The sequence below is a fragment of the Actinoplanes sp. L3-i22 genome, from assembly GCF_019704555.1.
GTDB lineage: Bacteria > Actinomycetota > Actinomycetes > Mycobacteriales > Micromonosporaceae > Actinoplanes.
In genome coordinates, this window is sequence record NZ_AP024745.1 from 5,035,553 (window position 1) to 5,052,957 (window position 17,405).

At 72.3% G+C, this 17,405-nt stretch carries 14 protein-coding genes and 1 pseudogene; 4 read left to right on the forward strand and 11 right to left on the reverse strand.

The annotated features are described in order from the left end of the window. Positions 1–47 precede the first annotated feature (47 nt). The 3 genes from L3i22_RS22345 to L3i22_RS22355 all read left to right on the forward strand — a co-directional run bounded on the left by L3i22_RS22345 (position 48) and on the right by L3i22_RS22355 (position 3,505). The gene (locus tag L3i22_RS22345; RefSeq protein ID WP_255658490.1) at positions 48–740 is read left to right on the forward strand and encodes a response regulator transcription factor; all 693 of its coding nucleotides are present in this window, start codon (positions 48–50) and stop codon (positions 738–740) included. After that, positions 730–2,106 (forward strand): HAMP domain-containing sensor histidine kinase, encoded by a 1,377-nt coding sequence (locus tag L3i22_RS22350; protein WP_221328898.1) that lies wholly within the window; start codon positions 730–732, stop codon positions 2,104–2,106. The genes L3i22_RS22345 and L3i22_RS22350 overlap by 11 nt, the downstream gene beginning before the upstream one ends. 157 nt (positions 2,107–2,263) lie before the next feature. After that, on the forward strand, positions 2,264–3,505 hold the full coding sequence (locus tag L3i22_RS22355) for a hypothetical protein (RefSeq protein ID WP_221328899.1): 1,242 nt from the start codon (positions 2,264–2,266) through the stop codon (positions 3,503–3,505). Here the strand turns inward: L3i22_RS22355 and L3i22_RS22360 are convergent, their stop codons facing one another. From L3i22_RS22360 to L3i22_RS22390, 7 genes and pseudogenes are all read right to left on the reverse strand, one after another. Continuing rightward, positions 3,506–5,416 (reverse strand): hypothetical protein, encoded by a 1,911-nt coding sequence (locus tag L3i22_RS22360; RefSeq protein ID WP_221328900.1) that lies wholly within the window; start codon positions 5,414–5,416, stop codon positions 3,506–3,508. 43 nt (positions 5,417–5,459) lie between these two features. Then, entirely contained in the window at positions 5,460–5,972 is a 513-nt protein-coding gene (locus L3i22_RS22365) for a DsrE/DsrF/DrsH-like family protein (protein WP_221328901.1), read from the reverse strand. 16 nt (positions 5,973–5,988) lie between these two features. Next, positions 5,989–6,303, reverse strand: a complete 315-nt coding sequence (locus L3i22_RS22370) for a TusE/DsrC/DsvC family sulfur relay protein (protein WP_221328902.1) — start codon at positions 6,301–6,303, stop codon at positions 5,989–5,991. A gap of 7 nt (positions 6,304–6,310) precedes the next feature. Next, positions 6,311–7,546, reverse strand: a complete 1,236-nt coding sequence (locus L3i22_RS22375) for an NAD(P)/FAD-dependent oxidoreductase (RefSeq protein WP_221328903.1) — start codon at positions 7,544–7,546, stop codon at positions 6,311–6,313. Positions 7,547–7,655: 109 nt separating this feature from the next. Next, positions 7,656–7,802 (reverse strand): annotated as a pseudogene (locus tag L3i22_RS53635) (universal stress protein); the annotation flags it as partial. 230 nt (positions 7,803–8,032) lie between these two features. Further along, positions 8,033–9,091 carry a hypothetical protein gene (locus tag L3i22_RS22385; protein WP_221328905.1) on the reverse strand — a complete coding sequence of 353 codons (1,059 nt, stop codon included), beginning with the start codon at positions 9,089–9,091 and terminating at the stop codon, positions 8,033–8,035. 254 nt (positions 9,092–9,345) lie between these two features. Further along, positions 9,346–11,997, reverse strand: coding sequence for a GNAT family N-acetyltransferase (locus L3i22_RS22390; protein ID WP_221328906.1), 2,652 nt, complete (start codon positions 11,995–11,997; stop codon positions 9,346–9,348). A 266-nt stretch (positions 11,998–12,263) separates the two neighbouring features. Here L3i22_RS22390 and L3i22_RS22395 point away from each other — a divergent pair, with 266 nt between their 5' ends. Next, positions 12,264–13,469 carry an ABC transporter ATP-binding protein gene (locus tag L3i22_RS22395; protein WP_221328907.1) on the forward strand — a complete coding sequence of 402 codons (1,206 nt, stop codon included), beginning with the start codon at positions 12,264–12,266 and terminating at the stop codon, positions 13,467–13,469. Here the strand turns inward: L3i22_RS22395 and L3i22_RS22400 are convergent. From L3i22_RS22400 to L3i22_RS22415, 4 genes are read right to left on the reverse strand one after another with little or no spacing between them, the layout of a single operon-like run. Next, positions 13,457–14,377 (reverse strand): universal stress protein, encoded by a 921-nt coding sequence (locus L3i22_RS22400; protein WP_221328908.1) that lies wholly within the window; start codon positions 14,375–14,377, stop codon positions 13,457–13,459. The two genes, L3i22_RS22395 and L3i22_RS22400, sit on opposite strands and share 13 nt — an antisense overlap. Before the next feature lie 23 nt (positions 14,378–14,400). Further along, entirely contained in the window at positions 14,401–15,195 is a 795-nt protein-coding gene (locus tag L3i22_RS22405) for an ABC transporter permease subunit (protein ID WP_221328909.1), read from the reverse strand. Between the two features lie 7 nt (positions 15,196–15,202). Next, complete coding sequence (locus L3i22_RS22410) at positions 15,203–16,093, reverse strand: ABC transporter ATP-binding protein (protein WP_255658491.1); 891 nt, start codon at positions 16,091–16,093, stop codon at positions 15,203–15,205. Between the two features lie 27 nt (positions 16,094–16,120). Beyond that, positions 16,121–17,272: a site-2 protease family protein gene (locus L3i22_RS22415; RefSeq protein ID WP_221328910.1), complete on the reverse strand. Its 1,152-nt coding sequence runs from the start codon at positions 17,270–17,272 to the stop codon at positions 16,121–16,123. Positions 17,273–17,405: the final 133 nt, after the last annotated feature.

Below are 17,405 nucleotides of genomic sequence, written 5' to 3' on the forward strand. Positions count from 1 at the left end.
GACCGATGGATTGCACTGCCCGGCCCAGGAGGGAGGACGCGAAGCCCGTGTCCGGCGTCGTTCTGGTCGTCGAGGACGACCGTGAGTTGCGGGAGTTGGTCCGGCGTTATCTGGAGCGGGCCGGCCACCCGGTGCGCACCACCGGCACCGGGGCCGAGGCCATCGGCGTGCTGGCCGGCGGCGGGGTGGACCTGGTCGTGCTGGATCTCGGTCTGCCCGACGTCGACGGCCGGGAGGTGCTGTCGGCGGCCCGGGACGGCCGCGACCTTCCGGTTATCGTGTTGACCGCGCGCAGCGGTGTCGAGGATCGCATCGAGGGGCTGCGGCGGGGCGCGGACGACTACATGACCAAGCCGTTCTCCCCGATCGAGCTGGTGCTGCGGGTCGAGGCCGTGCTGCACCGGGCCCGGGGCGCCGCGGCGGCCGACGACATGACGAGCTTCGGCGGCGGCCGGCTGCGGTTCGACGAGGTCCGCCACGAGGCGTGGCTCGACGGTGCCCGGATCGAGCTGACCCGGACCGAGTGGGGGCTGCTCACCGCGCTCGCGTCGGTGCCGGGCCGGGTCTACTCCCGGTACGAGCTGATCAATCAGGTGCGTGGGTACGAGTTCGCCGGCTACGAGCGCACCGTCGACTCGCACGTGAAGAACCTGCGCCGCAAACTGGGCCCGGACGCGGCGCGGATCGTGGCCACGGTGCTGGGCGTCGGGTACCGGCTCGGGTGGTCACGTGACCAGTGACCGGGCCGCGCTGACCGGTCCGCTGGGCCGCCGGCTGCTCGCCGCCTTCCTGCTGGTCGCCGTCTCGTCGGTCGCGGTGCTCACGGCCGGCGCGCTGATCGCCGCCGGCCTGGGCCTGGCCGGCGCCCGGGAGCAGGACCGCCGGCAGGTCGCCGGCCGGGTCGCCGCGGCCGTCGCCGACACGTACGCGCGGTCGGGGGGCTGGGACGGGATCGACCTGTCCGCGGCGTCGGCCGCCGCGGCCGCGGTCGGCGCACGGCTGACCGTCACGAACGCCACCGGCGCCATGGTGTGGCCGGGCCACGGGATGGGGCCCGGCATGGGCGGCACGCAGAGCATGGGCAACGCCGCCGGCCTGGTCGTCGAAGCGCCGGTGAGCGTGCGGGGCGAGCGGGTGGGTGCGGTGCGACTGACCTTCCCGGCCGGAGCGTCCAGCGTCCGTACGGTGGCCTGGTCCTGGATCGCGACCGCGGCGGTGGTGGCCCTGCTGTCCGGGTTGACGGTCAGCGCGTTCGTGGCGCGCCGGCTCGCCCGGCCGCTGGTGATCCTGGCCGCGACCGCCCGCCGGTTCGCCGCGGGTGAACGCACCGCCCGGGCCGGCCTGCGCGCCCCGGGCGAGCTGGGCCAGGTCGCCGCCGCCTTCGACACGATGGCCGACGAGGTGGTCCGGGCCGACAGCGTGCGCCGCCGGCTGGCCGCCGACATCGCCCACGAACTGCGGACGCCGCTGGCCGGGCTGCAGGCCGGACTGGAGGAGCTGCGCGACGGTCTGCGCGCCCCGGAGCCGGAGCGGCTGGCCGCGCTGCACGACCAGAGCCTGCGGCTGGGGCGCGTCGTGCAGGACCTGGCCGACCTGTCGGCCGCCGAGTCGGCGGCGTTGTCGCTGCACCGGGTCCGCACCGACCTGGCCGGGATCGCCGCGGCCGCGCTGGCGGCCCAGCGGGCCGGGCTCGACGCCGCCGGCCTGACCGTGACCGCTGACCTGGGCATGCCGGTGCCGGTGCACGGAGATCCCGACCGGTTGCATCAGGCGGTGGCCAATTTGTTCGCCAACGCCGCCCGGTATTGCCGGCCCGGCGACCAGGTGCTGGTCCGGGTGCGCGCCGAGGGCGGCTTCGCGGTGCTGACGGTCGCCGACACCGGTCCCGGCATTCCGGCCGATGAGCTGCCCCACGCGTTCGAACGGCTGTGGCGCGGGCGCGGCGCGACCGGCACGGCCGGCACCGGCATCGGGCTGGCCGTGGTCCGGGAGTTGATCACCGCCCACGGCGGCACGGTCGCGATCACCTCACCGGACGGGGTCACCGTCACCGTGCGGCTGCCGTTGTGGCAAGCCGGAGCCGCCGGCCGTGCCGCATCGCGGTGAACGGCGAGGTTGTCACGTTTCCCCTGCCGGTACGGCCGGTCGGCTCTACCCAGCGTGACTTTCCGGCTCCAGGATCGAGATAGGTACGGACGTGGCCCTTGAGGAGGCGAGTCCGGTGAATGGGCACAGATCTGATGTTCTGGCCGACGTGACCGGCATGACAGCGGACACCGGGATCAGCAAGGAACAGGCGAACGGATCGAGGGCTCCCGCGATCGTCAGGGTGGCCTGCCGGTTCACCGGCGCCCGGAACCGACCCGCGTTGTTCCTGCTGCTGGGTGAGGGTGATCTGGCCGCGGACCGGCTGGACGTGCCGATCACCAGGCGGATCGTCGACCACGTGATGAGTGCCGTCGGCGACGACCGGTTCCACGACCTGGATCTGGTGATCAACTCGTCCGGCGGAGACATCCACGCCACGTACCGCATGATCGCGATGCTGCGTGGCCGGATGATCGGCGACGGTGAGCTCGCCGCCTGTGTTCCACAGCGGGCGCAGAGTTCCGCGACGCTGCTGTGTCTGGGCACAGATCGGATCCTGCTGGGCGAACTGGGTGCTCTGGGCCCGCTCGACGCGCAGATCCACACCGGCGTCACCGACGCCGGCACGCCGGACTTCTCGTCGGCGCTGCACCTGTTGAAGGCCCTGAACCGGTTGCAGGACTTCGCGCTCGACACGTTCGTCGAAACCGTGGCCCGACTGTACGAACACCGCGCTGTGCGCCCCGACGACCTGCTGCGTTGTGGCATCGACATGACGCGGGTCATCACCGCGCCGCTGTTTGAACGGATCGAGTCGCACCGGGTCGGCTACTGGGACCAGATGCTCAAGACCGGCGAGGCCTACGGGCGGCGGCTGCTCTGCGGCGCGGACAACAAGTTGCTGCTCAACCCACGGCATCTCGACCGCGACGACCTCGTCCAGGACGTGCTGCACGATCTGGTGTACGGCTTCGCCTCGCACGAGTCGGTTCTCGGCGTCCGGGAGTTGGCGGGCGAGCTGGGCCTGCGCGCCGAGTTGCTGCCGCGTGACCTGCTGCCGATCGCCCACGAGTTCAGTGTGTGTTCCCCCGAGACGCTGATCATGCTGGTCAGCCCGGCCGACGACGACGGCTCCGGCGATTCCGGGCCGAAACCGCCGGGCGTCGGTATGGTGCGCGAGGGCGATCGGGTCTACCGGACACGGCTCGGGCTTTACCTGCCGCGCATGGTCAAGACCCGTAACCCGTGGCGCCGGGAGAACGGCAAGCCGGGCGAATACGCGCCGGCGAGTCAATTCATGGCCGGGGCCGCGCTGATTCCGGGAAGTCTGCCGGGCGACACCATCGGCCTCAGCACCGATCTGCCGGGTGGCCCCGGAACGGCGCCGTGGCAGATGCCGGCGCCGGATACGCGCTGATCAGTCGCGGGCCGCCCAGGCCCGCAACTGATCACCGGTCGGCGGCATCGTGTCGTGGGCGTCGGCCGCCTGCGACAGATGCCGCCGCAGCGGCGTGAGCCGGTTGCCGGTCACCTCGGCGCGCAGGACGGCCAGGCTGTCGATGCCCTCCTCGATCAGCATGCTGATCCAGGAGGTGGCGAGTTCGGCGTCGGGACATGCCTGAGCCAGTTCGCAGACGCCGCGGATCCAGGCCATGGTCGCGGATGTCACCTTGAGCTGATCGACCAGGTCGTGATCCTCGGCTGGACCGCGGCGCAGCAGCTGGGCCGGGTGGAAGATCCCGTTGCGGTGCAAGGCCTCGGCGTGCGGACCCAGGACACCGATGGCGGCGATCTCCGGCGGACCGCTCGTGATCGCGCGGAACCGTGGATGTCCGTGCAGCGCCACGAGGTACGGGTCGGCGGCGGCGCCCCGCCGCAGGTTCGCGTTACCCACGGCGATTTCCAGCAGGTCCAGCACCTCGTCCGGCCGGCCGGTGCCGGCCAGGAAGCAGGCCTGGGTGTAGTAGGAGTGTAGTGAGGCCAGCCCGGCGGCCGGCCGGTCGGCGGACCGCGGGGGCGGCTCGGCGTCCGGTATCGCGTTGACGTGCGCGGACAACTGAGCGGCCAGCGGACGTACGGTCTCGAGGAATTCCACCAGGCCCTTCTCCCGAGGCCGTGTGTCGTCGTGCACCTCCGCGTCCAGCCAGGCGGCATACTGCTGGGCCCGTCCCGCGATCCGGTTCCGGGCAGCCCCCTCGCTGTGGGCCCGATACGAGTTGCAGGCGGTGGTGGTGAGCATGTAGAGGACGCGGATCCGCAGGGCGGTCTCGTCGTCGAGCTTGCTGCGGCTCGCGATGTCCCTCCACAGCGTCTCGAGCAGTTCGACCCGGCGCTCCAGCGCCTCCGGATATGGCCGGGTGTACCGCATGTGCTGCAGGTAATTGAGCCAGGCCGAGGCGTTCGCCGGGTCGGTGTCAACGGCTTGGGCGAGCAGCCTGGTCAGCAACCGTGCGTCGCCACGCCAGGGCGGTGTGCCGGCCAGCACCTGGCAGGCGTAGCTGCTCCAGCGGGTCGCACCGCCGAGTCCCTGCCGGATTTCCCGGTAGGCCCGGGTGAGCTTGAACAAGATGTACGTGGACGCCACCGTGAGCAGCGCGGTCGGACCGCCGGCCGGCAGCCCGAAGTCGGCGGCGAAGATCACCGTGGAGTCGACCTGCCGGCCGTTGCGGCTGATGACCACGGTGACGGCGTGGTCGTCGACGAGCGTCACATGCGCGTGCCACGGCGTTATCGAGGCCACCGCGCGTATCGCCATGATCAGCACGGCCGCCGTCCTTGCCTGCGGAATGGTGGAGATCGCGGCCTCGGGCAGCCGGACGATGTCGCTGCCCTCCGGGGCGCTCAGCCCTCCGGGGTGACCGGAGCCCATCGCGTCGATCCGGGTCGCCACGTACGCCGTGCCGGCGCCGCTGACAGTGCCGTCGGGACCGCGGACGTCCACCGTGACCCGGAGCCGGAAGCCGAGCCCCGATCCGAAGACGATCACGCCGGCGCTGCTGCTCAGGGCGGCAGTGACCAGCAGGGGCACCGATCGGCCGGCTGGCGCCCCGGAGGTCGCCGCCGCGGTCCACATACCCGCGCCGGCGATCACCAGGCCCATCCCGGCCCAGGTGAGACGACGCCAGACCGCCTCGGTCCACGGCCAGCGGCTGTCCGGCCGCACGACGATCCAGCCGAGCAGCCGAGCGACCGTGAGGCTCGCCAGGAAGACGCCGGTGAACCAGGTCAGGATGTTGACGGTGGGGCCGCCGACGTCGGAGTACCAGCGGGCCAGGGCGTCAGCACGGTCCTGGAGCCAACCCTGGGATCCGGCCGCCAGGACATTCATGGCCTCTCCCTACCGGTGCAGGCAGTCCGCCCGAGCCGCCGGCCTAGATGAACAACAGTTGGGCGCCGTCGGTCTTCTCGATGAAATCCGCGGCGCTGATGATGTCCTCGACGCCGTCGTAGAGGTCGTCGAGGCCCAGCCGCATCATGTCGGCGGACATCCGGCAGGCCCACAGGTGGCCGCCGGAGGCGACGATCTGGTCCAGGAACTCCGGAACCTCGGGTATGCCGATTCCGGCGATCTGCTTGCGCATCTGGTGGGTGGCCATCGTGGTCATCCCGGGCAGCCCGCCCAGGCCCTGCGGCAGGTGTGTGGCGGTGTTGCCGAGCATGGTGAACTTCAGCTGCCCCATCCGGGATTTGGTGATCATGTCGAAGCCCCAGAACGTGAAGAACAGGTGGGTCTCCACGCCCTCCCCGAGGGCGGCGTTGGCCAGCACCAGGCCGGGGTAGGCCATGTCGAGATTGCCCTTGGAACAGATGATGGCCAGTTTGCGGCCGGAGTTCTGCTGGTCGTCGAAGTCCGGCACGATCGCCGGCCCGGCATCGGTGGTCATGGCGAGCCTCCTGGGGTCAGACGCAGCCGTGTGGTTTGGGTAGACCGGCGATGTACGCCATCTTCTTGGCCGGCTTCTTCGGGAAGAGCGTGAACAGCTCCTTGACCGGGATGCCGCCCTGGGTCGAGACCCGGCGCAGGGTCGCGGTCTCGCCCTGGCGGGCGTAGTCCTGGCGCAGGAAGGTGAGCGCCTTCCAGTGGGCGTCGGTGAGCGTGACGCCGATCTGCGCGGCGAGGCGTTCGGCGAGCTCCGGGCTCCATTCGTCGTACGAGGTCAGGAAGCCTTCCTCGTCCACGTGGATCCGGTGGCCGTCGATGGTGGTGACGGGCATGGTTGACTCACTCCTCGGGCCTGTTCTTGCCGGCCATCGACATGTGCGCCGGCAGCGGGACGGGACGACCGGGCAGCAGCAGGTGCCAGTACATCCACCGGAACGCGAGCTTGCCCCAGTGGTTGACGGCGGTTTCCCGCAGCAGCCGGAACGGGCCGAGGCCGGGCACCGGGTAGGTGCCCGGCAGCGGCTCGGTGTCGTAGTTGAAGTCGATCAGCAGGCCCTTGCCGTGCCCGGACTCGACGAAGCAGTTGGCGTGCCCGTCGAAGCTGCCGGTCATCGGGCGGCCCGCGGCGTGCTCGACGAAGTTGGCGGTGAAGACCTCGGCGGCGAAGTGCGCGACCGAGCCGGCCTTCGAGGTCGGGATGTCGTTGGCGTCGCCGAGCGCGAAGATGTTGTCGTACCCCGTGGCCAGCAGCGTGTGCCGGTCCACCGGCACCAGGTTGAGCTCGTCGCCCAGGCCGGAGCGGGCGACGAACTCCGCGCCCACGTTCAGCGGCACGGTCACCAGCAGGTCGAACGGGATCTCGCGCTCGTCGTAGGAGACGAGCTTGTGCCCGTCGACCCGCTCGACCAGGAAGTCGGGCTCGACCGCGATCTTGCGCTCGTCGAGCATCGAGCCGAGCCGGGCCGCCGCGATCGGCTTGGTGAACGCGCCCGGCAGCGGTGTCGCGTACGTCAGGTCGACCCGGTCGCGCAGGCCACGTCGCCGCAGGAAGTCGTCGGCGAGAAAGGCGAACTCCAGCGGCGCCACCGGGCATTTGATCGGCATATCGGTGATGTGCACGACCAGCCGCCCGCCGTCGAACCGGTCCAGGGCCGGCGCCAGGGCGACGGCCCCGTCGTAGGTGTAGAAGTCGAAGATGCTGCGGCGCCACTGACCGCCGTCGAGCATGCCGGGCGTCTGGTCCGGGCGCGGGCGCACCCCCGTGGCGATCACCAGGTAGTCGTAGGGCAGTTCGCAGCCGTCGGACAGCACGACCCGGTCGTGCGCCGCGTCGACCTGCCAGATCTGCCCGCGGATCAGCTCTACGCTGTCGTCGAGCAGCCGCTCGGTGGGCTTGGAGACCTGCTTCGGGGCGTACCGCCGGAACGGCAGGAACAGGAATCCCGGCTGGTAGAAGTGCCGGTCGCGCTCCTCCACGACGGTGATCCGCCACTGGTCCCGGTTGAGCCGGCGCCGCAGCTTGTTGACCACCATGGTGCCGGCCGTGCCGGCGCCCAGAACGAGTAGCCGTCGCATCTCGACCACCTCCCGATACCCCCTACGGTATGCGCGGGTGGTGATGGCGCCCAGGGACCTACGGCCCCACGGCCAGGTCCGGCCGCCCCACGCTCGCCGAGACTCGCTCTCAGCGTTCGTGCACGACGGCGACGGTGCAGGCGGCGCGCCGCAGCAGGTGCTGACTCACCGAGCCGAGCAACAGGCCGCGCACGGGTCCGCGTCCGCGACTGCCCACCACGATCAGCTGGGCGGCGACGACCTCGTCGAGCAATGCGGTCACCGCCTGCTTGACGTCGACCGGCGGGCCGGCCGGCGGAGTGGGCACGTAGCTTGCTCCGGGGATCCAGAACGGCTCCTCGAACGCGTGCCGGATCTCGACCGGGGCTCCGGTGCGCGGCGTGGCCGAAAGCCTATGTCGCCGCGGCACGGGAGTCCGGCGATCCGCCGTAGCCTACGACGATCTTCTGCGGACTCATGGCGGCCTCCTCACCCGGGGCCGGAGGATCAGTTCACGGTACGGATCGCGGCGGTGGCCCCGTTGTTCCACGGGATCGCCTCGCTCTTCTGCGGAACCGTGGCGAGTTCGACGGTCAGCTCGCCGCCGCCGGCCGTGGCGGCCCGCCGGAAGGCGAACGTGTAGTCGGCGCTGCCACCGGCCGCGGGTGCGGGGACCGTCACGCTGAACGAGGTCGGCTCGACGGTCACCGGCGGCCATCCGGTGCCGGCCCGCTCCAGCCCGGCCGGCGGGTAGAACCACAGGGTGACCTGTCGGGTGTGCACGCCCCAGCGATGCGTGACCCGCACGTCCAGGGTGCCGTAGCGGTATCCGGCGGTCACCGGGCCGAGCACCAGGTCTCCCGCGGTGATCCGGCACTCGGTGACGTACGGGTCCACCGGCATCCGGGTCGGCCCGGCTACCTGCTCGAAGCGGCCGTGCCGCAAGGCGTACCCGCGGGTCTGCCAGGTCTGCGGGGTCTGGTCGTCACAGCAGCGCTGGTAGTCGCCGACCAGGGCGGTGACGGTGCCGGACGCGGCCACCCGGGCACTGCCGGTGCGGATGTCGCGGACCTGGCCGGTGGTGGCGGCCACCTGGCCGACGGCGACGATGTGGCCGGCGCGGTCCCGGTCGTAGGCGACCAGTTGCTTGCTGCCACCCTCGTTCAGGCAGCCGAGCTCGACGACGGTCTCGTCGGCGCCGTCCCGGTCGACGTCGCCGTAGGCGACCGACAGGATCACTACGGACGAGCCGTAGGGCGGCTGCCCGGTGGCCGGGATGCGTTGCTCGACCGGCGCGGATCCGTTGTGGAAGCGCACCCGGCCCGACGGGCCCTGGGTGTTGTCGGCCGGCCAGCGCGGCACGTAGAGCGTCGCCTCACGCAGTGTCGCCAGGGTGATGTGGCCGTCGGGCGCCGCCGGCCGCGTGCTCGGGCCGGTCCCGGAGACCGACGGCACCGGCGAGGACGGCGAGGCGACCGGGGGCGGCTGCGCGGGCCCGGCCCGGTTGCTGTCCGGACCGCGCATCAGCAGGTAGACGCCGAGCGGCAGGGACACCGCCAGAGTCACCAGAGCGACGATCAGGGTGGCGAGCCAGCCCCGTCGCCTGTGGCCCGGCGCAGGAGGGTCGGGCAGGTCGGGAACGGGAGGGAATTGGACAGTGGGCCGGTCCGACATCGCGCACCTCCTGTGCCGCGGTCACCGTGCCATCACTTCGAGGCTCGACCGGCCGGGCGCACCGTTGCCAGAGCCGAAGGTCGGCTACCGCGGGCGGAGGTCCCGATCCGGTTGAACCGGACGGACAGGACGGCTGCAGTCGTGCACTAGGAAGCCAACGCGGCCCCGCCGGCAGGCGCGCGCGCCGCGGGCGCCGGGGACAACCGGCGCAGGGTGGCGTCCGGCACGGCACCGACGACGTCGAGCCTCATCCGGGCGTCGGCGGCGATGATCCCGTCCGGGCCGGCGAAGACCGGCGCCAGCTCCAGCGCGGCGATCTCCGGATGGTCCTCGGCGAGGCGGCCCAGCCGGAGCAGGAGATCCTCGGTGCCGGCCGCCTCGGACGGCGGCAGCCGGTGGCCGCCGGGCCGCGGCGCGCCCAGCAGTTCGGCCCGCATGCGCCGGGCATCGAGATCGGTCAACGGCTCCAGGCGTACGGTGTGCCGGCCGCCGGCCTCCAACCGGACCAGCGACCCGAACAGCGGGTCGTGCCGGATCCCGGCGCTCAGTCGCAGCGTCGCCGCCAGCTGTCGTTGGATCAAAACGCCGGCCGACCGGCCGCTCGTCGCGGTCACCGCGTCGAAGGCGTCGCGGACCGCGGTGGCGCTGGTCAGATCGAGCCGGACGGCTCCGGGGTGATCACCGGCCGCACCGTCGGCCCGCATGACGACCGGATAGCCGAGACGTTCGGCGACGGCCACCGCGGCCACCCCGGTGGATGCCGGGAAGACCGGGATCACGACGATCCCGTAGGCGTCGAGGATCGCGCTCACCTGATGCCGGGGCAGCCATCCCGGTCCGTTCGCCAGGCACTGCCCGATCAGTTCGCGGGCGCGGGCGGGCACGACCCCGGACAGCTCGGGGCGCCGGCCCAGCGGCTGGTCGTGCCATACCGCGTACCGGCGGGCGTGGGCGAGCGCCCGGATCGCCTGTTCAGGCTGCTGGTAGACGGGGGCGCCGCGGGCGCCGAAGGTGGCGACGTCGGCGTTGCCCCCGGTCAGCACGGCCGCGATAGTGACGTCGGGGTGGTTGTCCGCGACCTCGCCGAGCGCGACCGTCATACCGATCGGGCAGTTGGCCCGGGTGCCCACGATCAGGAGCAGCAGGATGTCGACCTCGCCGCTGTTGGCGACGATCTCCGCGGTCGTCGCGATCGCCGCTGAGGTGGCATCGATGCCCAGGTCGACGGGGTTGTCGCGGCCCCGCGGCAGCTGGCGCCGGGTGTCGGGCGACAGCGGCGCGCAGGTGAACCCGGCCGCCTCGGCCTGGCCGGCGGCGAGCGCGGTCAGGCCGCCGGCGTTGCCCACGATCCCGATCCGGGTGCCGGTCGGCAGCGGCTGGCCGATCAGCATCCGCGCGGTGTCGAGCATGTCCCCGATGCCGGTGGTGCGAATGATGCCGGCCTGCGTGTACAGCGCGTCCAGCAGGTCCGGGGGTGTGGTCCCGGGACGGTGGCTCTCGATCGCCAGGACCGGCTTGCGCCGGCCGAGGGCCCGCACGATACGGGCGAACCTGCGCGGGTTGCCGAACGACTCCAGGTGCAGGGCGACCGCCCGGGTGGCCGGGTCGTCGTACCAGTAGGCGATCAGATCGTTGCCGCTGACGTCGAGTTTCTCCCCCAGGGACACGAAACCGGCGATCCCGCAGCCGGCCCGGGCGGCCTCCGCCAGCAGGGCGATGCCGATCGCGCCGGACTGCGAGGCCACCGCCAGACCACCGGCCGGCGGCCGCACCGCGGACAGGCAGGCGTCGAGCCGGACGTGCGGATCGGTGCTGAGCACGCCGATGCTGCCCGGTCCGAGCAGGCGGATGCCGCTGTCCCGGGCGATCCGCAGAATCTCGCCACGGCGTTGCCGGGCGGCCGGACCGGTGCCGCCGAAGCCCTTGCTGAGCACCACCGCGGCTCGTACACCCCGTTGCCCGGCCGCCTTCAGCACGTCGGCGACCAGATCGGCGCGCACCGCGACGACGGCCAGGTCGACGCCTTCGGGCAGGTCCGCCAGGCTGCGCAGCACTGGCACGCCGCAGACCGGCCGTCCGGACGGATTGACCGCGTACAGCCGGCCGGTGAACCCGAAGTCGCGGAGCGCGCGCAGGGCTTCGTGACCGGCGCCGCCGTGCCGTTGCCCGGCGCCGACGACCACCACCGAGCACGGTGCCAGCAGCGGGCGCAGCGAGGCCCGTTCGGCGACCCGGTCGCGGGCGTCGACGGCCCGGTCGAAGGCCGGCTGGTCGGTCAGGTCGATGTCCAGGTCGACCAGTCCGGCCCGGGTGCGCGTGCGGGTGTGCTCGTGGAAGTCGCGGATCATGCGCAGCACCCCGGCGTTGCCGGGCAGGGCCTCACCGATGAACTCGGTGATGCCGGCCCGCCGGGCGCGGGCGGCCAGGTGCTCCAGCATCAGCGTGCCGATACCCCGGCCGTGGTGGTCGTCGGCGACGAAGACGGCGATCTCGGCCATCCGGCCGGTGGTGTCGAGGCGAACGCAGGTGGCGACCCCGATGATCCGGTGTCCGTCCAGGGCGACGACCGTCAGCTGATCACGGGTGTCCGCCTGGACCAGCAAGTCGAGCTCAGCGGCGATCGTCAAGCGGCTCGGCACGATGAAGAACCGTAGCCTCAGCTCTCGGGAGGCGCCGCTGTACAGGCCGGCCAGACCCGGGCGGTCGTCCGGCCGGACCCCTCGGATGGTGACGATTGATCCGTCGGAGGCCAGCGCGTCGGCGCCCGCCGCCTCGTCGATGAACTGGTCGTCTTCCATCGATATCACACCTCTGCGGACGGACACCCACCCTCCGAGCATCGGGCCGGCTGCCCCGTACCGGCCAGGGCCACAGGTCCCGTCCGGCGGCCGGATCAGGCCCGACTCCCGCTCCACCTCCGGTGGGGCGGGTCCCCGCCGGAGCCCACCCCTGCGAACCGCGGCCGGATCTCGCGGTCCCGCCGCACCGGGCCGGCCGGCCCTGTTCGACCCGGACGAGATGTGGCAACGCTGGAACCGGCAACTGTGGTGGGGGAGGTGGCGGCATGTCCGTCGTAAGGCTGGAAAATCTCACGAAGGTCTTCTCCGGTAGGACCACCGCGGTCGACGACGTCAGCCTGACCATCGGCGATGGCGAGTTCCTCGTCCTGGTCGGGCCGTCCGGCTGTGGCAAGTCGACGATCCTGCGCATGATCGCGGGCCTGGAGGAGGCGACCGGCGGGGACGTGTTCATCGACGACCAGCAGGTCACCGAGTGGCCACCCAAGCAACGGGACATCGCCATGGTGTTCCAGAACTACGCCCTGTACCCGCATATGACCGTGCAGGACAACATGGGCTTCGCACTGAAACTGCGGCGGGTGGCGAAGGAACGGATCAACGAGCAGGTCGGCGAGACCGCCCGTCTGCTCGGTCTCGCCGAGCTGCTGGACCGCAAGCCCAAGGCGCTCTCCGGTGGCCAGCGTCAGCGCGTCGCCATGGGCCGGGCCCTGGTCCGCGAGCCGCGGGTCTTCCTTCTGGACGAGCCGTTGTCCAACCTCGACGCCAAGTTGCGGGTGTCGATGCGGGCCGAACTGGCCCGGCTGCACCAGCGGTACCGGGTCACCACCGTCTACGTCACCCACGACCAGATCGAGGCGATGACGCTCGGCGACCGCATCGCGGTGCTGAATCAGGGCCGGCTGCAACAGGTCGGGAGTCCGGAGGAGTTCTACCTGACACCGGCGAACCAGTTCGTCGCCGGCTTCATGGGCTCGCCCAGCATGAATTTCGCCACCGTCGGGCTGGGCGGGGGCCCGGATCGGATCACCGTGCTGCTCGACGGGATCGAATGGGAGATCCCTGACGCGTCCAGCCGCTATCCGGGCCTGGCGAAGCATGTCGGATCACCGGTGGTGCTGGGGCTGCGCCCGGCCGCGCTGAGCCTGGCCGGTCCCGGATCGAAAGCCGTGGTCGACGTCGTACCGCTGGGCGTGGAGTCGCTCGGCGACGAGAAGCACGTGCTGTTCGAGGCGCCGCGTGACGGCAGCCATGGCAGGCCCACCGGCATCGACGACGTGCCGGTGGCGGTCGACGAGGCCGGGGCCGCCCAGCTGTGGACGGCCAAGGTGACCCAGCACGCCGACCTGGCGATCGGCCGGCCGGTCCGGCTGGCGGTGGACCTGAGCCTCGCGTACTTCTTCGAGGCCGACGGTGGCCAGGCGATCTGCCGCCGGGAGCCGGCCGCCGCCGTGACCTCTCAGGCGGCGTGACCGGAGCGGTCCAGCGGGTGGCGCCGCGCCGCCGGGACCGGGCGCACGACCGCGACCGGGCAGCCGGCCCGGTAGATCAGGTGCTGGCTGACCGAGCCGAGCAGCAGACCGGCGAAGCCGCCGTGCCCGCGGCTGCCCACCACGACCAGTTGCGCGTCGCCGGACAGATCGGTGAGCAGCTGGCGGGCGGTGCCGTGCCGGACCTCCCGCTGGACGGCCAGGTCCGGGTGCCGCTCGGCGATCCCGGCCAGCGCCTCGGCGAGTACCCGGCGGTGCTCCTCCAGGCTGTCCCAGCTCTCGTAGGTCATCGGGAGGGTGTCGTTGAGCTCGGTGGTCGACGTGGTGTTCCAGGCGTGCAACGCGACGAGCCGGGCGCCCCGGCGATCGGCCTCGTCGGCGGCGAAGTCCAGGGCCGCCGACGAGCCGGGGGAACCGTCGACGCCGACGACGACCGGGCCGTCCGTGCGACCGCCGCGAACCAGCATCACCGGGCAGCGGGCGTGTGCGGCGGTGTGCGCGGCGACCGAGCCGAGCATCATCCCGGCGAAGCCGCCGACACCGCGGGTGCCGAGCACCAGCAGCTCGGCCTGGTCGCTGAGCTCCAGCAGAACGGCCGCCGGGTCGCCGAGCACGGTGCGGACGTCGCCGGCGACCCCGGGGGCGACCCGGGCGGCGTGCCAGGCCGCGTCGTTGAGGATCTCGGTGGAGCCCCGGCGCAAGCTCGTGTCGGCCGAGGCGGCCACGCCGGGGGAGAACGGAAGGGCGACGGGGGGCCAGACGTAGGCGTGCACGATCAGCAATGGGCGGCGCCGCAGGGCGGCCTCGGCCGCCGCGTACTCGACTGCTCGCAGCGAGGGTGCGGAGCCGTCCGCGCCGACGATCACCGGTGCCGAGGTACGGGAAGTCATGATCTCTCCTAACAGGTGAGGTGTCAGTGCGCGACGGCGATGTCCCGGCGGGCGAGCCGGGGTGCCGCGGCCGCCATGACCAGCACCGCCACCGCGGGCATGGCCAGGTAGGCCCAGCGGAATCCGGCCCCGATCGGCCCGCCGCTCATCGCCTGGTCGAACGGGGACAGCGGGCGCCACGGCTCGATCGAGGTGACCAGCTGCCCGGCGACGTAGAGAAGATAGGAGGCGACCGCGGCCGCCGCGGCGACCCCGATCGCGGTGGCCCGGCGTCCGGTGACCGCGCCGACGGCCAGCGCGAGAGCGCCGAACTCGAAGGCCAGCAGCACCATCGCCAGCGTCGCGAACAGCAGCGGGCCCAGCCCGATGCCCAGGCCGAACAGCGCCGATCCGAGCAGGATCGCGGCGTACAGCACGGCCCCCAGCGCGAGCAGGCCGCTGAGCAGCGCCGCGGCCTGCTGCACCAGCAGCCCGGTCGTGGTCACCGGAGTCACCAGCAGCACGTCGAGGGTGCCGGACTCCTCCTCGCCGGCGATCGCCCGGGCGCCCCGGCCGATCGCGTAGGTCAGGAACAGCACCGGGACCAGCGCGCTGAACAGCTCCCCGTTGACGAAACCGGTGCCGGTCCCGAAATCCTGCAGGTTGAACAGCTTGCGCATCGCCTCCGGGTAGTCGGCGAGGAACTGCTGCAGGTTGGTCATCTTGCCGATGGACGGCCACAGGGCCGACTCCAGCAGAACGACCAGTGCCAGGCCGAGACCCCAGCCCAGCAGGGATCGCCGCTGGTCGTGCAGGGCCTTGGCGAAGACCGTACGCATGGCTGTCTCACTCCTGCCGGTCGTAGTAACTGAGGAAGACGTCCTCGAGGTCGGGCTCGTGGGTGACGATCTGCTCGACCCCGTAGGGCGCCGCCACCCGCAGCAGCTCCGTGGTGTGGCCCTCGACGACCAGGTGCGCGGTGTGCCCGGAGACGGTGATCTCGCGCGCCGCGGCCACCTTGGCCAGCAGCCCGGCCGGCGGAGTACCGGTGAAGGTCAGGTCGATCCGGCGCACCGCCTGTGCCTTGAGCTTGTCGACCGCCTCGACCACGGCGAGCCGGCCACGCACCAGGATGCCGACCATGTCGGCGACCGCCTCCACCTCGTAGAGGTTGTGCGAGGACAGGAACACGCTCTGCCCGTGCTCGCGGGCCTCCCGGACCAGGCCGAGGAACTCCCGCTGGATCAGGGGATCGAGACCGGCGGTCGGCTCGTCGAGCACGAGCAGGGCCGGCTCGTGCATGAACGCCTGCACGATGCCGACCTTCTGCCGGGTGCCGTGCGACATGGCACCGATGCGCACCCCCAGATCCAGGTCGAGCCGGTCGGCCAGCGCGCGGATGCGGGCCCGGTCCGGCCCGCCGCGCAGGTGACCGAGGAAGTCCAGGTAGGCCGCCGCGGTCAGCCGTGGGTAGGCGGCGAAGTCGCCGGGTAGGTACCCGATCTGGCGTTGTGCCTGCTCCCGGGCGCTGACCACGTCGTACCCGCCGACCTCGGCGCGTCCGCCGGTGGGCCGCAGCAGCCCGGCGAGCAGCCGGATGGTGGTGGTCTTGCCGGCGCCGTTCGGGCCGAGACAGCCGAAGACGACCTCGCGCGGCACGATCAGGTCCATGGCCGACAGCGCCGGCCGGCCACCATAGGTCTTGCTCAACTGCCAGGTCTGGACCGCGTTGGGCACGGTGTCCTCCTGTCGGACGGATGTGGGTCAGGGCCGCGCCCCGACGTCATGGGCGGCCGGAGCGCCGCCGAGCCGGACGACGCCGACCACCCGGCCGACGTCTCCGGAGGTGAGCACGCCGCACGGCCGTTCCTGATCGACGACCACCAGGGTGCGCAGCGGGTTGTCCAGCCCGTTGAGCACCCCGAGCAGTGGCTCCGAGGGCTGGACCACCGGCAGCCGGCCGGCCGGGATCATCAGCTGCGCGAGCCGGGTGCACGCGCGTCGCTCCGGCGGCACCGCGACCAGGGCGCCGACCGTGACCAGCCCGGCCAGCCGGCCGTCCAGGTCGGTGACCGGGTACACCTGGTGCGGGCACCACTGCGCGGTCCGGGCCACGAACGCGGTCACGGTCTGCCCCGCGTAGCCGCACACCGCGGGCGTGGACATCGCCTGGCTCACCGTGACACCGCGCAGCTTCTCCGACAGCTCGGCCCCGGCCTGTTCGCGGCGGGCGGCGAGCCCGAGGTACCAGCCCAGCACGACCAGCCACAGTCCGCTGGGCGTGGCGTACCCGAAGACCAGCGCCAGGCCCAGCCCGGTGAGCAGGATTCCCAGCGCCGTGCCGGCCCGCGTGGCCACCCGCCGGGCCGCCGCCCGATCGCCGCGGGCCCACCACAGGATCGCGGTGAGGATCCGGCCGCCGTCCAGCGGCACCCCGGGCAGCAGATTGAAGATCGCCAGCACCAGGTTGGCGCCGGCCAGCCAGGTGAAACCGAGCTGCGGCAGCCGCGAGGACATCAGCCCGGCCGGATACGTCAGGGCGGCGAACAGGCCGGCCGCGACCAGGCTGGCGGCCGGTCCGGCGAGGGCGATGAACAGCTCGGCCCGCGGGTGGCGTGCCTTGTCGTCCAGGGTGGAGACCCCGCCCAACGCCCACAGCGTGATCGATTGAACGCTGATCCGGTAGTGCTGGGCGACCAGGGCGTGCGCCAGCTCGTGCCCGAGGAGGGCGGCCATGAACAGCACCGTCGTCCAGGCCGCGGTCAGCCAGTAGGCCACGGCCGGGTAGCCGGCGGCCCCGGCCGGCAGCAGGCCCACCGCCAGGCTGTCGGCCACCAGCAGAAGGACGACCAGGACGGACCAGTGGGCTCCCACCGGGATTCCGCGGATCGTGCCGAGGCGGACGGTCTGCCGCATGACGGCCACCTTCTTCGCGTCATTCGTCGGCTGTGTCGTGCCACCGGATGCCGCGCCTCCGGCCGGTGCGCGGCGCCCGGTGGACGTGTCAGGCCCAGCGTCCCCCGTCGCGGCGTGGCGAGGCCAGGGCCGT